Source organism: Sphingomonas zeicaulis (assembly GCF_050433225.1).
Lineage (GTDB): Bacteria > Pseudomonadota > Alphaproteobacteria > Sphingomonadales > Sphingomonadaceae > Sphingomonas_D > Sphingomonas_D zeicaulis.
In genome coordinates, this window is the sequence record NZ_JBNPXQ010000008.1 from 291,034 (window position 1) to 305,859 (window position 14,826).

The 14,826-nt window shown below is 66.5% G+C and carries 12 protein-coding genes; 5 read left to right on the forward strand and 7 right to left on the reverse strand.

Annotated elements, in window-relative coordinates:
* Positions 1–79: 79 nt before the first annotated feature.
* Together FHS96_RS23435 and FHS96_RS23440 are read right to left on the reverse strand one after the other, a co-directional pair.
* Positions 80–2,866: a glycosyl hydrolase 115 family protein gene (locus FHS96_RS23435; RefSeq protein ID WP_429597733.1), complete on the reverse strand. Its 2,787-nt coding sequence runs from the start codon at positions 2,864–2,866 to the stop codon at positions 80–82.
* Positions 2,839–4,323: a glycoside hydrolase family 28 protein gene (locus FHS96_RS23440; RefSeq protein WP_429597736.1), complete on the reverse strand. Its 1,485-nt coding sequence runs from the start codon at positions 4,321–4,323 to the stop codon at positions 2,839–2,841. Before FHS96_RS23440 ends, FHS96_RS23435 begins: the two co-directional genes overlap by 28 nt.
* Positions 4,324–4,499: 176 nt before the next feature.
* On the opposite strand from FHS96_RS23440, the gene FHS96_RS23445 reads away from it, so the two are divergent.
* Positions 4,500–5,276 carry a FadR/GntR family transcriptional regulator gene (locus tag FHS96_RS23445; RefSeq protein ID WP_429597739.1) on the forward strand — a complete coding sequence of 259 codons (777 nt, stop codon included), beginning with the start codon at positions 4,500–4,502 and terminating at the stop codon, positions 5,274–5,276.
* A 2-nt stretch (positions 5,277–5,278) separates the two neighbouring features.
* Here FHS96_RS23445 and FHS96_RS23450 read toward each other — a convergent pair whose 3' ends face one another.
* The 3 genes from FHS96_RS23450 to FHS96_RS23460 all read right to left on the reverse strand — a co-directional run bounded on the left by FHS96_RS23450 (position 5,279) and on the right by FHS96_RS23460 (position 7,566).
* A complete protein-coding gene (locus tag FHS96_RS23450) occupies positions 5,279–5,908 on the reverse strand; it encodes a cytochrome b (protein ID WP_429597742.1) in 630 nt (209 codons plus the stop codon).
* A complete protein-coding gene (locus FHS96_RS23455) occupies positions 5,905–6,981 on the reverse strand; it encodes a catalase family peroxidase (RefSeq protein ID WP_429597745.1) in 1,077 nt (358 codons plus the stop codon). The genes FHS96_RS23450 and FHS96_RS23455 overlap by 4 nt, the downstream gene beginning before the upstream one ends.
* Before the next feature lie 96 nt (positions 6,982–7,077).
* Positions 7,078–7,566 (reverse strand): winged helix-turn-helix transcriptional regulator, encoded by a 489-nt coding sequence (locus tag FHS96_RS23460; RefSeq protein WP_429597748.1) that lies wholly within the window; start codon positions 7,564–7,566, stop codon positions 7,078–7,080.
* Between the two features lie 104 nt (positions 7,567–7,670).
* Here FHS96_RS23460 and FHS96_RS23465 point away from each other — a divergent pair, with 104 nt between their 5' ends.
* Together FHS96_RS23465 and FHS96_RS23470 are read left to right on the forward strand one after the other, a co-directional pair.
* Positions 7,671–8,240: a dihydrofolate reductase family protein gene (locus FHS96_RS23465; RefSeq protein ID WP_429597750.1), complete on the forward strand. Its 570-nt coding sequence runs from the start codon at positions 7,671–7,673 to the stop codon at positions 8,238–8,240.
* Positions 8,237–8,890: a glutathione S-transferase family protein gene (locus FHS96_RS23470; protein ID WP_429597752.1), complete on the forward strand. Its 654-nt coding sequence runs from the start codon at positions 8,237–8,239 to the stop codon at positions 8,888–8,890. Before FHS96_RS23465 ends, FHS96_RS23470 begins: the two co-directional genes overlap by 4 nt.
* Before the next feature lie 117 nt (positions 8,891–9,007).
* On the opposite strand, the gene FHS96_RS23475 is transcribed toward FHS96_RS23470, so the two are convergent.
* The gene (locus FHS96_RS23475) at positions 9,008–10,795 is read right to left on the reverse strand and encodes a M10 family metallopeptidase C-terminal domain-containing protein (protein ID WP_429597754.1); all 1,788 of its coding nucleotides are present in this window, start codon (positions 10,793–10,795) and stop codon (positions 9,008–9,010) included.
* Between the two features lie 237 nt (positions 10,796–11,032).
* Between FHS96_RS23475 and FHS96_RS23480 the strand changes: the two genes are divergently transcribed.
* Together FHS96_RS23480 and FHS96_RS23485 are read left to right on the forward strand one after the other, a co-directional pair.
* A complete protein-coding gene (locus tag FHS96_RS23480; RefSeq protein WP_429597756.1) occupies positions 11,033–12,556 on the forward strand; it encodes a fumarate hydratase in 1,524 nt (507 codons plus the stop codon).
* A 116-nt stretch (positions 12,557–12,672) separates the two neighbouring features.
* Positions 12,673–13,779, forward strand: a complete 1,107-nt coding sequence (locus FHS96_RS23485; RefSeq protein WP_429597758.1) for a DUF5694 domain-containing protein — start codon at positions 12,673–12,675, stop codon at positions 13,777–13,779.
* Between the two features lie 12 nt (positions 13,780–13,791).
* Here FHS96_RS23485 and FHS96_RS23490 read toward each other — a convergent pair whose 3' ends face one another.
* Positions 13,792–14,772, reverse strand: a complete 981-nt coding sequence (locus FHS96_RS23490) for a glycosyltransferase family 61 protein (RefSeq protein ID WP_429597760.1) — start codon at positions 14,770–14,772, stop codon at positions 13,792–13,794.
* Positions 14,773–14,826: the final 54 nt, after the last annotated feature.

The window sequence follows — 14,826 nt, forward strand, 5'->3', positions numbered from 1 at the left end:
GCAGCAATAATCCGCTTATGCTGAAAGAGATTGTTCCGGATCGCGGAATGGCTTGTGCACGCGTTCAAGTATGCCCGCCTCATTTCATCGGCGGTGCTCCATAATAATCCGGCGCGCCGTCGAACCGCACGTCGATGCGGTCGAGCAGGAAGCCCGGGTCTAGCGCATAGACCTGCACGCGATGCTTGCCGGCGGCGAGCTTGCCCAGCGGCACCGTCTCCGCGCTACTGTTGGCGAGCACGTTGAGCTTCCAGCGTTCGCTACGCCCATGCGTCTCGAAGTCGAGGATGCGCGGCGCCGCGTCGTCGATGCGCACGGCGAGCCGCAGCCGGTTCGCCGCGGTCAGCGGGTGGACCGGAATGGCCACGATGCGCAGTTCGGCCTCGCCCGTGGTGGCAGCGCGGAAATCCCAGGCGAGCGGCGCGAGCCCGGCGATGCTGTCGGTGGGGGGACGGCTCAGGCTCGAGCGCAGCGCGGTACCGCGCGAGCCGAGGCCGGGCACGCGTTCCCAGCTACCGTCGGTCGGGAAGCCGGCATCCTCCGAAGCGAGCGAGACGATATGGTTGAGTTCCGCGGGGGCGCCCGATGCGGGGGCAGGCACGACGCGGGCGGTCACCGGGATCCGGCGATCGCCGCAGGTCAGCGTGCCGGCCTCGATCGGGCCGTCACCATCATGGTGCACGAGAACGCGCTGTTCGAAGCCGTTGGAGGCGTCGAGCCTTCCCCGATTGGTCGGAACGCCAGCGCCCTTCAGCGGTGAGAGCGACCAATCCTGCGGCTCCCCGTTGCTCGATATGATGATGTCATGGGTCGCGGCGCGGCCGGCGACGAAGACGAGATCGGAGGCATCGATCGTGCAACCTGGTTTTGCGGCCACTTGCGCGGTGGGATAGGGCGGTTCCGCGAACACCGGCAGCCGGCGCGGCGCCATGTCCATCATGCCGCGCCATTTGCCGCCGTTCTGGTCGTTGTAGGCGGCGGTATCGGTGACGATGCGCTGGTGCGCGGCATGCGCCTCGGCGGCCAGGGCGTTGACGTTGGGGCGGCCCTGCCGGGCCTGGAGCATGGCGAGGTCGAGCGACAGGTTGCGCTGGTTGATGCCGGCGGCGCCGTGAACGGGATAGCCGACAAGCTGGAAAAAGGCATCGTGCCGGTCGGCGGGCATCGTTTTGGTCAAGGCGTCGACGCGAGAGGCGAGTTCGGCGTAGGCATCGATCCGGCGCCGTGCCTCTCCGCCCCCTGTGCGGATATAATCGCCGATGCGGATCGGGCGGGTCGGCTCGGTCTGGCTGAAGCCGATGAACTCGGGCCGCCGTTCGAAGGCGAGATCATAATAGTCGGTCAGGATGCCGGCGATCCGGCGCGCATGCTCCTTGCCGAACTGCGTCGTGGCCCAGGCGGTGAGGTGCTCGCGCGGCGTCTGCGCGAACCTCTGGTGATCGAAGGCGAGGTCCAGAAAATATTGGGTGAGATATTCGCCCGGCTTGATGTCGCCGACATTGACCACCCACAGCTTGCGTGCACCAAGCTGCCACGCGCGGTCCATCTGTTCGCGGATCAGCGCGGGATGGGTCGTCCCCAGCCACAGATAGTCGTGCGGCCGGCCCCAGTAGGAGATGTGGTAATAGACGCCTGAGCCGCCGGCCCGCGCTTGCTCCGCCGGGGTCGGAAGCTGGCTGATGTAGCCATAATTGTCCTCGGGCCACACCAGCGTGACGTCGTCCGGCACCTTGAGGCCGGTGCCATAGATGTCGAGCACCTCCTTGTAGAGCGTCAGCGCCTGCGGCACTTTGTCCGCGGGGCGCCCTTGCGCCTTCGCCAGCAGCGCACGCTGGTCGGCGATGGCGCGGGCGGTGGCGTCCAGCGCCTGTTCGGGCGTGTCGGCGCCTTCCATCGCCGAGTCATGCTTGCCGCGCAGGCCGATCGACGTGATCGTCTCGAAACCCTTCACCGCGCGCGCCCGCTCGCCCCAATAGCGCAGCATTTCCCGGCGGTTGGTGAAATAGTTGAAGGGCCCGCGCTTCGCCTCGTCCCACTCGCGCACATTGTTGCGCATCATCGGTTCGGCGTGGGAGGTGCCGACGATGATCGCATGGTCGCGCGCCGCCTCGGCATTGCCCGGGATCTGGTAGAAGGGCTTGGTGCTGTCATGCATCGCCGGCCAGATCAGATTGGCCTTCAGCCGCCACATCAGCTCGAAGATGCGCGCATAGGTCTTCGGCCCGATATCACCGGTCTCGGGCTCATAGGTCTTTGCTGCCCAGGGCTGCAGCCCCCAATCCTCATCGTTGAGGAAGATGCCGCGATACTGGACGGAGGGCGCCTCGGAGCGTTTGGCCGTGCCGTCCACCGCCAGCCGGTCGATGCGGCGCGGGGTGACGTCTGCCCACCATTCCCATGCCGAGACGCCGAGTTCGCGGCCGAGATCGACCGTGCCCCAGATCGCGCCGCGCTGGTCGGAGCCGGCGATCAGCAGATAGCGCCGCGCCGGATCGCGCCGCGAACGCAGCAGCACGCGTTCATAGCGTTCCCACTGGCCGGCCAGCGCGGCGAGATCGACGCCGGTGTCAGCGGCGACCTGCTTCACCAGCGCCGTATCCCTGGTGCCGATGACGATGCACAACGCCGCGCAGCGCGTGAGATCGGCGGAGACGGCCGGCACCTTGCCGGTCAGCGCGGTAAGGTCGCGCGCAAGCATGTCGCCGGCCAGCGCGCTCGGCTTCGCACCGTCATGGACGATGCCGGCGACCTGCGTGCCGTCGAACAGCACCGCCTCTTCGGCATGCGCGATCGTGGCGGACGAGGCCGCCGCCAACACCCCGAAGATCGCGCGACGCATCAGCGGCACACCGCCCACTTGTCGCATTTGACGCTTTCCAGGCCCGGCAGCGCCTTCAGATCTTCGGCCGTCCACGGTCGTCCGCCGACGGTGACCGCATCGAGCGCGATGCCGGGCGCGTCGATTACCACCGAGGGCTTGGCCGCCTCGGCGACCCTGATGTTGCTGAGCGAAACGCCGGTGATCGGGCTGTCGGTGCGGCCGCGGATCACCATGAGTCGCTCGGTGCGGCCCACCGTCACGTTGTCCATCGTGATGTTGCGGATGACGGGCACGAAATCGCCGCCGGCACCCTCCTCATAATGCATCCAGAGCTGCAGCAGCGCGCGCTCGACCGTGCCGATCTGCACGCGCGAGACGTGGATATTCTCCACCGTGCCGCCGCGATAGCCGTTGGTCTTTACGAACAGCGCCCAGATCAGCACCGGGCTGTCCATCGTGCAATCCTCGATGAAGACGTTGCGGATGCCGCCGGAAAGCTCGCTGCCCAGCGCGACGCCGGCATGCCCCATCTGCATGTGGCAGTTGCGGATCACGATATTTTCGCAGGGCTTGCCGATGCGTCGCCCATCCGCGTTGCGGCCGGATTTGATCGCGATGCAATCGTCACCGGTGTCGAAGCGGCAGCGCTCGATCAGCACGTCGCGGCAGGATTCTGGGTCGATGCCGTCATTGTTGGGGCCATGGCTCGAACAATTCACGTTGCGGAACAGCACATTGCTGCATTCCACCGGGTTGAGCAGCCAGAAGGGCGAATTGGTGAGGGTCACGGCCTCGACCATCACATTGCTGCAGCGATAGGGCTGGAAGAGCGGCGGGCGCAGCCGGTTGCCTTGGCCGAACAGGCGCTGCTCGGGCGGTACGCCGCGTTCGGCCATATCGAACAGGCGGGTGCGGTCCGCCAGCTGCTGCTCGGCCACCGGCACGTCGCGATAGCGGTTCGACCAGGGGCCCTTCCATGGCCACCAATGCGTATCATCCGCACCGCCATCGATCACGCCGGCGCCGGTGACGGCGATGTCGCTTTCCTCGAAGGCGTAGATCAGCGGGTGATAGCCCATCAACTCCACGCCTTCCCAACGGGTCAGCACCGGCGGTAGATAGAGCTGCGGATCGGGGATGAAGCGCAGCCGGCTGCCCGCGGGCACGTGCAGCGCCATCTTGGAGCGCAGCCGGATCGGGCCGGTCAGGCAGATGCCCTGCGGGATGACGATGCGGCCGCCGCCGGCCGTGGCGCAAGCCTCGATCGCGCGGGCGATCGCCGCACTGTTATCGGTCTTGCCGTCGCCGTTGCCACCATATGCCGAGACCGCAAAGTCGCGCCGGGGAATGCGGGGCGGATGGATGCGCGCCACGATGCGGCCGACCTCCGCCCCAGCGGCGGCCTTCGCGACACCGACGGGAAGGATACTCAGCGCCGAAAGGGCCGCGCCGCTGCACAGAAGCTCGCGGCGCGTCGCGACGGCCATGATGGCGCTGTTCATATTCACCCTCCCGATCGGCCTTCTATTCCCCTCCTGTAGCTTTGCTGAATTGGTAATACAATGTGGTATGACATTTCATAATGTAGCGATTGATTTTGGCGCCTTGGTCAGGCCATGATGACATTATCCCAATCATAAGCTATCTTTGATAACGCTAACAACAACATGGAAGACGCATGCTGAAGCCGACGGCCAATAGCGGGGAGAGGCTCTACATCACGGTTGCGCGGCGGCTGGAGCAGGCGATCGAGGCGGGCACTTACCCCATTGGCAGCCGGCTGCCGGCGGAGCGCGAGCTTTCGGACCGGCTGGGTGTAAGCCGGCCGGTCATCCGCGAGGCGCTGATCGTGCTCGAGATTCGTGGCTATATCTCGGTCAGACCAAATGGCGGCACCGTCGTCGCCACCCGCGAAGCGCGCTCGGGCGCGGTCCCAGCGATGCAGGCGGATGCGGGGCCGTTCGAGGTGACCGAGGCACGGCGGCTGCTGGAAGGGGAGGTGGCCGCGCTCGCCGCCACCCTGATCACCGACGACCAGTTCGAGGAGCTTGAGGAAACGCTGCGGCTGATGGACGATCCGATGCTCGACGGGCAGGCGCGCGAGCGTGCGGACCGCGCCTTCCACATGGCGCTCGCGCGGATCACCGGCAATGATGTACTGGTCTCGATGGTCGAGAGCCTGTGGGACATGCGCTACAATTCGGCGCTGTGCATCTATTTCTTCCAGCAGGCGCGTGAGCACGGCATCGAGCCCCCCGCCGACCAACACCGCCTGATCATCGACGCGCTGAGGGCCCGCAATCCGGAGGCCGCGCGTGCCGCTATGCGCGAGCATCTAACCAAGGTCACCGAAAGCCTGCTGATCGCCACCGAAGAGGATGCGCGCGAGCGCGAGCGGCTGAAGGTGACCGAACGCGGCAGCGATTTCGCGCGGCGGGCGCGGATCGGGCGCTGAGCCTAGCTGCCCGGCGAGGCTGGCTCCGGCTCGACGGAGGGGGTTGTCGGAGCAGGTACGGGTTCCGGCTGGTCCTCGGGCTCCGGCGCCACGCGGCGATGGCCGATCGTCATGCTGCGCAGCACGCCGTCCCGGCGGATCAGCCCATGCATCAGCGCCGCGGAGAGATGCGCGAGGATCAGCGCGAAAAACAGGATCGCGATGATCGTGTGCGCTTCCCGCAGCAGCGCATAGACGGCAAGGTCGTGCGGCAGGATCGGCGGCAGCAAAAGCCCGTCGGTCAGCCGCACCGGATAGCCGCCGGCGGAGAGCATTGCCCAGCCGATCAGCGGCATCGCCGCCATGCTGGCATAGAGCAGGACGTGGGAGCCCTTGGCGATCCAGTGTTGCACCGGCGGCAGGTCGGCCGGCAGCGCTGGGGCGCCAGTCGCGAGGCGCAGCGGCAGCCGGATCAGCACTAGCAGCAGGATCGCGATCCCCACCGGCCGGTGCAGTGCGAGCAGGTCGAGATAGGCCGGCCCGGCGGTCGAGACCATGCCGACTCCGATGAACAGCATCGCCATCACCATCGCCGCCATCAGCCAGTGGAGCGTGCGCAACGCCGGATGGAAGTCTGGGGAGGGGCGGCTCATCGCGCGTGGCTCCCCGCCAGATCCTCGCCCACCGCGCTCGGCCCGGCGCCCTCGGTCGCGCGGCGGGTGAAGGAGGAGGAATAGGCCTTCGATCGCGCCGCCAGCAGCGGATCATCGGAAACCGCGATACCGGGCGGCAGGATGGTGGGATCGAAGTTGAGATCGCGGCAGGCGCCCGTCTCCTCGGGCTGTACCGCGTCGATCACCAGCGTGCCCGCGTCGACCGTGCGGTGCGGCCCGGCCCAGGCGACCGTCGCCTTGTCCGCCACATCGCCGGCGTTGGCGACGACGAGTTGCAGGTGCCAGCGCGAGGGTCCCTGTGCGGTGCGCGCGATCATCTCGTCGAACAGATGATCTCGCGGCAGCCGGTCGAGCAGCGCCTTGTCCAGCCCGCTGAGCGGCGCCTCCGGTGCGAACTGCCACCGCACCGCGTGCGTCGCGCCACCGGCGTTGGTGAAGCGGAAAGCGTTGATGCTGTAATAGGTCGCGTTGGCGAAGCTGTCGGGCAGCACCGCCTTCGCCATGTAATCCTGGAACGCCTTCACCTCGGGATGCGCGGCGAGAAAAGGCTTCAGCACCGCCGGATCGGGCTTGCCGGTCTTCGGATCCGGGGTCGTCGCGCGCTGCAGCGCCACGAAGGACGGAACGTCGGCCACCGGGAAGATCGGCGTATGATCCATCGCCAGCCGCCATTCCTGCCCATCGGCGGTCCGCAGCCGCAGCGCCATCGAATGGAATACATTGCGCCCGTCGGTGGCGAGCGGGTTCCCCCCGCCCAGTGAGAAGCGGCCGATGACGGGGTAGTCGCCCGCCACGAACGCGCCGGCCGACGACAATGCGGCGCCCCCGCCATTGGCCTGGAAACGGCCGGTGAAGCACAGCCCCTTGGCATGGGCACGGCGATAGCCCGGATGGCTGCCACCATTGCCGTCGAGCGCAGCGACGATGTCACCGCCGTTGATCCGGTCGTTGCCGATCCAGCCCGCAGCCCAGGCCAAGCCGCCGGCCAGTAGCAGCACGATGGCGCCGATCAGGGCGACAGGCCCGGCAAACGTGCGGAAGGTGAAAGGCATGTCCGGTCCGTCTCCCTTGATGGCATGGGGGTAGACGCTGTGGAACATGGCTTATTCCGGCCGACGCGCAATATGTTCGTTACATTCGAAACGCGATCAGCCTTGCCCGGCCTCCGCCAGCACCGCCTCATAGGCCGCGCGCAGCCGATCCCACACCGAACGGCCTTCCGGCACCGGCGCGCCCAGATGCAGTGCGCGCAGTTCGTCCATGAAATCCGCCCACATCGCGGGGCCGCCTTCTTCCAGCACCTGTGCGCGGATCGAGAGTTCGCGGGAGACCGGCCGGTGCCGCCGCCCCCACGCCCCCATATGCGCCATCACCGGTACCAGCTGTATCGCCGCTTCGGTCAGGCTGTAGATCGACTTTTGCTTATGGCTCGGATCGTCCGCCTTCGTCACCAGACCCGATGCCAGCAATTTCTTCAGCCGGTCGGCAAGGATGTTGGAAGCAATGCCTTCCTCCGACGCAGTCAGCAATTCGCGGAAGTGGCGGCGATTGCCAAACATCATGTCGCGGATGACGATCAGGCTCCACCGATCGCCCAGCACCTCCAGCGTCAGATTGATCGGGCAGCCCGATCGCATCACATCATTCATCGCGGCACGATATCAAACCACTTGCAAAATGCAATCGGTGGTCATAGTCCTGCGTAACTGGTTGTGAATCGCAAGCGGTAAGGAGAGGATCGATGGGGCGGCTGATCGTGTCGGCATTCACCAGCCTGGATGGCTACATCGAGCCGCCGACCGGCTTCGAGGGGCCGGCCTGGTCCGCCGAGGTCGAGCGCCACTGGTCGGGCCATTCGCTCGGCACGGCGAAGCACCTGATCTACGGACGCGTCAATTTCCAGTTCAATGCCGGCTTCTGGAGCGACCCGGAAGGGCCGGCAGTGGAGATTTCCTACGCGCCGGTGATGAACGCGCTGCCCAAGACGGTCTTCTCGCGCACCTTGACCGGCGATCCCGGCTGGAACGCGACGATCGCCACCGATGTCGAAGCGCGGGTGGCGCAGCTCAAGGCGGAGATCGATGGCGACATCTATGCGTTCAGCGGCGCGCAGATGGTGGCGGGCCTCGTCGCGGCGGATGTCGTCGACGAATATATGCTGATGCTGCTGCCGGTGTTGTGGGGCGGGGGCAAAAGGCTGTTCGGCACCGAATTTGCGCGGCAGGATCTGACGTTGATCGACAGTCGCACGCTCGATACCGGCGCGGTCATCCTGCGCTATGCGCGCAATCGCGAAGGGAAGTCCGCGTGACCGCGCTGACGCTCTATTACCACCCGCTCTCCTCCTACTGCTGGAAGGCGCTGGTCGCGCTCAACGAACATGGCGTGGATTATGGGCTGCGCCAGGTCGATCCCGGCGACGCTGCGGTCGGCGCCGAGCTTGCTGCGCTGTGGCCGATGCAGCGCTTCCCGGTGCTGGTGGATGCGGCGCATGACGTTGTGCTGCCCGAAACCAGCATCATCATCGAATATGTCACGACGCGCCATCCTGGCGCCTTCGCCGCGATCCCTGCCGATCGGGATGCAGCGCTGGAGGTGCGGCTGCTCGACCGGCTGTTCGACAATGATGTGATGACGCCGATGCAGCAGGTGGTGTTCGAACATCTCCGACCCGAACCCGAGCGCGACGCCGCCGACATCGCCCGCGCCCGCGCCGCGCTGCGCAGGGCCTATGACATGCTGGAAGCGCGACTGGCCGGGCGGGCCTGGGCGGCGGGCGACGCGTTCACCATGGTCGACTGCGCGGCGATGCCCTCGCTCCATTATGCCGACAAGGTCGAGGCCTTCCGCGCGACGCATCCGTGGCTCGGCGACTATCTCGCTCGGCTGGAAGCGCGGCCGTCAGTGGTGCCGGTGCTGGCAGCGGCGGCGCCCTATGCGCATTTCTTTCCGGTGAAGTGAGTGACCGACCTGTCGACGTCCCCGGTTTTTTCGGGGTCTTCCTCAACCTGAAAGAAGAACGGCGGCCGATCGGCCGCCGTTCCAAAATCTACTCAATCTCAGCGTAGAGCGCCGGGATCAGAGTACCCAGTCCGTCGTCAGCGCCCGCACGTCACCGGTGAACAGAATCAGCATGTCGGCCACGCCATCGCCGTTGGTGTCGCCGCGGAGCAGCGTGGTGTCGCTGTTGGGGTTGTATTGCAGGAACAGTTCGCCCGCGGTGCGCGTGAAGGCGGAAACGATGCTGAACGTCTGGTCGCCGCGGACCAGGCTGTTGGCATCGACGGCCGACAGGTCGAGCACGTCACCTTTGGCGAAGTCTGTGATCCGGTCCGCGGCGTCAACCGCGCTGTCCGCTGCGCTCGTGTAGACGAAGCGGTCGAAGCTTGCGCCGCCAGTCAGTCGATCGGCGCCCAGCCCGCCGAACAGCCAGTCCTGGCCTGCGCCGCCATCGAGCACGTCATTGCCGCCTGCCCCCGTGAGCCTGTCGTTGCCGTTGCCGCCGTTCAGCGTGTCGGCGCCCGATCCGCCATCGAGATGATCGTTACCGAGACCGCCCGAGAGCAGGTTCGCCTGCGAATTGCCGGTGATCACATCATCGAACGCGGTGCCGATGACGTTCTCAATCGAGATCAGCGTGTCGAGGCCGGAACTGGCCGTATTCTGCGCACCGGTCTGCAGCAGGTCGACGATCACCCGGTCGCGCGCGCCTTCATAGCTTGCGGTATCGATGCCCGCACCACCGTTGAGCACGTCATTGCCGAGGCCGCCGTTGAGCAGGTCGTTGCCGGCGCCGCCCGTCAGAGTGTTGGCGCGGTTGTCGCCGGTAAGAACGTCATCGAACGCAGAACCGGTCAGGTTCTCGATCCCGATTAGCCGGTCGGCGCCGACGCCGGTGGTCTGTGCGCCGGTGATCAGCAGGCTGACCTTCACACCCACCGCGGCATCGGCGTAGGTTGCGGTATCGATGCCTGCTCCGCCGTCGAGCACATCGTTGCCGAGGCCGCCGTTGAGAATGTCGTCGCCGAGGCCGCCGATCAGCGTGTTCGACAGCGCATTGCCGGTCAGCTTGTCGTCATGGGCCGATCCGGTCACATTCTCGATGCTGATCAGCCGATCCCGCCCAGCACCGCCGGTCTCCTGGAAACTCAGCAGGAGGTTGACGGTGATCGCGCCAGTCGCATCGGCGTAGCTCGCGGTGTCGATGCCCACGCCGCCGTCCAGCGTGTCATCCCCCAGCCCGCCGATCAGCAGGTCGTTGCCGACCGAACCGACAAGGCTGTTCGCACCCGCGTCTCCGATCAGGGTGTCGTCATAGCTCGACCCGATCAGATTCTCGATCGAGATGAACTGGTCGTTGCCGGCACCGCCGGTGCTGCCCGTCGCGACATTGGCGAACACGCCTGCGACGGCGCCCGCGAACGATGCGGTGTCGATGCCAGCGCCGCCATTAAGCAGGTCGTTGCCACCGCCGCCGTTGAGGAGGTCGTTGCCGCCGTTACCGTCGAGCACGTTGCGGCCGGCGTCACCGGTCAGCGTGTCGGCAAAGCGCGAGCCGATCAGATTCTCGATGGCGGTCAGTCGATCGCGGCCGGCGCCGCCCGAGACATTGGTGCCGATGACTGCGAGGTTGACGCGAACCGCGGAGGCCGCGGTCTCGTACGAGGCGGTGTCGACACCGGCCCCACCGTCGAGCTGATCGTCGCCCGCGCCCCCGATCAGCAGGTCGTCCCCGCGACCGCCGTTGAGAATGTCGTTGCCACCGGCGCCATCGAGCCAGTCGTCGCCATCCAGCCCCTGCGCCGTATCCGCGCCAACCCCACCGGTGAACCTGTCGTTCCCGGAACCACCCACATAGTCGACCAACTTATTCCCCTTCGCAAAACCCCAGCGCGATCTACCACGGCGCGCGGGTCATCGACAGCGGGTTTTGAACCAAAATCGAGTGAATCTGCCGAGACTTAGTGACGGGCAGGCAGGCAAGATGTGCGGCTCGCTTCGGGCCTTGGCCCTGGAACCGCCGTGCCAGTGCTCATCCAGACTTCCCCAAACCCACATAATGGGTTTACGGCGGCCGGGACTCAGCCAGCCAGCGGGGATCGCATGACCGTCATCATCAAGGAAGCCGACCTCGTCGAGAGCGTCGCGGACGCGCTTCAATATATCAGCTACTACCATCCGATGGACTACATCCGCGCGCTCGGCGCGGCTTATGAGGCCGAACAGGGCCCGGCCGCGAAGGATGCGATCGCGCAGATCCTGACCAACAGCCGCATGTGCGCCGAGGGGCATCGCCCGATCTGCCAGGATACCGGCATCGTCACCGTGTTCATCAAATGGGGCCAGCAGTGTATGCTGGACAGCGAGAAATCGCTGCAGGAGGTTGTCGATGAGGGCGTGCGCCGCGCCTATCTCCACCCGGAAAACCGCCTGCGCGCCTCGATCCTGAAGGATCCCGCGTTCAGCCGCGTCAACACGAAGGACAACACCCCCTCGGTGCTCAACGTCGAGATGGTGCCGGGCCATCATGTCGAGGTGCAGGTCGCGGCCAAGGGCGGCGGTTCGGAGAACAAGTCCAAATTCGCGATGCTCAACCCGAGCGAGTCGATCGTCGACTGGGTGCTGGAGATGGTCCCGAAAATGGGCGCGGGCTGGTGCCCGCCGGGCATGCTCGGCATCGGCATCGGCGGCACCGCCGAAAAGGCGATGACGCTCGCCAAGGAATCGCTGATGGGCGATATCGACATGGCGCAGCTCAAGCAGCGCGGGCCGCAGACGGATATCGAGCGGCTGCGCATCGAGATCTTCGACAAGGTCAATGCGCTCGGCATCGGCGCCCAGGGGCTGGGCGGCCTCGCCACCATCCTCGACGTCAAGATCATGGATTATCCGACGCACGCCGCGTCCAAGCCGATCGCGATGATTCCCAATTGCGCCGCCACCCGCCACGCGCATTTCCACCTCGATGGCTCGGGCCCCGCCTATCTGGAGCCGCCGAGCCTCGACGAATGGCCGAAGGTGGAATGGACGCCCTCCAAGGAGTCGATCCGTGTCGATCTCGACACGCTGACGCCTGAGATCGTCGCCACCTGGAAGCCGGGGGACCGGCTGCTGCTCAACGGCAAGATGCTCACCGGCCGTGACGCCGCGCACAAGCGCATCCAGGATATGCTGGCCAAGGGCGAGGAACTGCCCGTCGATTTCAAGGGCCGCGTGATCTACTATGTCGGCCCGGTCGATCCGGTGCGCGACGAGGTGGTAGGCCCCGCCGGCCCCACCACAGCCACCCGCATGGACAAGTTCACCGGCATGATGCTGGAGAAGACCGGGCTGATCGCGATGGTCGGCAAGGCGGAACGCGGCCCCGCCGCGATCGAGGCGATCCGCGAGCACAAGGCCGCCTATCTGATGGCGGTCGGCGGTGCGGCCTATCTGGTCGCGCGCGCGATCAAGGGTGCCAAGGTCGTCGGCTTCGAGGATCTCGGCATGGAGGCGATCTACGAGTTCGACGTGAAGGACATGCCGGTGACGGTCGCGGTCGATGCCACCGGAGAGAGTGTGCATCATACTGCACCGCTGGTGTGGCGTGAGAAGATCAAGCGCGAGCGGCTGCTCGAAGGCGTTTGAACCCGGGTTGCGCAGGCGGCGGGCGCGCATGCGTCCGCTGCCTGTGTCACAGGTGTGTTGACGAAGTAATACAGTCGGTCTAGCACCCCCTCCATATTCGCCAGGCAGGGGGCGTCATGCATCATCCGCTTTTTCGATCGGCGGTCACCGCCTTGGCGCTCGCCGGCATGATCGCGGCATCGGGCGTCGTACGTGCGGCGGAGGGCGAGTATCGTCCCGCCTTCCAGCCCGGCCGCCACAAAGCCCCCGCCACCGCCACGCCCAACGATGTGCTGGTGCTGGGCACGCCGCATCTCTCGGGCTTCCGGGACAGCTTCCGCGCCGAGGCGCTGGGGCCCTTGCTCGATCGGCTGGCGGCGTGGCGGCCGACCGCGATCGCGATCGAGAATCTGTCCGGCCTGCAGTGCGACAGCCTGCGCCGCTATCCGGCGCGCTATGCCGCGACGGTGAAGGATTATTGCCCGGACCCCACCGCCGCGGGCACCGCGACCGGGCTCGATGTGCCCGCCGCCAACGCCGCCGCCGAACAGATGCTGGCGGACTGGCCGGCGGTGCCGACACCCGCGCGGCGGCGGCGGCTGGCGGCTTTGTTCCTCGCGGCCGGGGAGCCCGCATCCGCGCTGGTGCAATGGCTGCGCCTGCCGCCAGCGGAGCGGACGGCGGGGGAGGGGATGGATGCGGCGCTGGCCGCGCGGCTCGACACGCTCAAGGACCGCCGCAACGAGAGTTTCCTGGTCGCGGCGGCGCTCGCCGCGCGGCTCGGGCTCGAACGCGTGTGGTGCGTCGACGATCACAGCGCCGACCAGCCCGACCCCGCCGACCCAAAGGCCTATGAGGCGGCGATCATGGCGGCCTGGAACAATCCCGCCGCGCTGGCGCGGCGCGCCGAGGACCAGCGGCTGGAGGCCGGAGTGATGCAGCCGGACGGGGTGATGGCACTTTATCGCGCCTATAATGATCCGGGCGCCGCCGAGACGGCCTTTCGATCCGACTTCGGCGCGGCGCTCACCGAACCGTCACCCCAGGGCTTCGGGCGCTCCTATGTCGGCTGGTGGGAAACCCGCAACCTGCGGATGGTCGCCAACATCCGCGACGTGCTGGCCCAGCGCCCCGGCGCCCGCCTGCTTGCGATCGTCGGCGCCTCGCACAAGGGCTATTACGAAGCCTATCTCGACCAGATGCACGACGTCAGGCTGGCCGACGCCGCGGCGCTGCTGCGCTGAGGCTGCGCTGGCTCAGCTGTCCAGCGCGATGCCCAGTTGCGTCAGGTCGACGCTGAAGGGCTGCTGCTTGTGGCCGAAGATCGCCGACCAGCCGGTGAACTGCACATCATCGTCGAAGCTGGGGATGAGCTGGTAGAAATTGCGCACCTTGTGACCGATGCCGATCGCGAAATGATCATGATAAACGTGCGGCGGCATGAGCTCGACGAAGGTGCGGGTATGCGTCTTGAGCGCGAGATAGGCGATCGCCGCGCCGTGGATCGCCACCACTTCCTCGGCGCCCTGCATCAGCGCGATCTGCTCGGCGATCGGATGGTCTTCCATATAAACGATGCGGAAACCGCGCGCCTCCAGAAAGGCGTGGAGCGCATCCGCATTCACCGGTGACCGTGGCCCGCGGCGCGACACGAAGATCTTCGCGGGGCCGCTCCGCTCCGCGATATACGCGTCATAGACCTCGCCCGTATAGCTGTAGACCGGTGCGTCGAAGCTCCCCGTGATCTCATATTGCGAAAGTCCGCGAGAGAGGCGGAAGCTCAGTTGCTTGCCGCTGACCGGGCGGTAGGTGCTGATCGGGTCAATGCCGAAATGCTCCAGCAGTTCACGGAAGCGCGGCTCCAGCGGGCGGAAGATGAAGCGGGCGTCGGGCACCGCCGCCTTCACGCACAGGCACAATGGAAGGATGTCCATCAGCAGGTGCGAGATGTTGTTCGGTTCCTTGTAGCGCGTGTCGAAGAAATAGCCGGCCTCGATCGGTCGCCCCCACCGGCTGATCGACCGCTTCGCCAGCGTGCGCGGCCCCAGCGCGCCGAGATCCTCGGTGCGCTTCGAACAGGCGGTGCCCGACAGCAAGGTGATGTCGTTGAAATCCATCGGTCGGCCGACGTCGAGGCGCTTCCGCTCCTCGCCCACCAGCAGATGCACGGGCACCGCGTCGCGCGGCGGCACCGCGCGCACGAGATGCTTGGTGTAGACGGAGCTGGAGACGGCCATATCCCTGCACGCTGTTATGTTCGGGCGTCCCAATCACTACGCGATGCCGGTGCC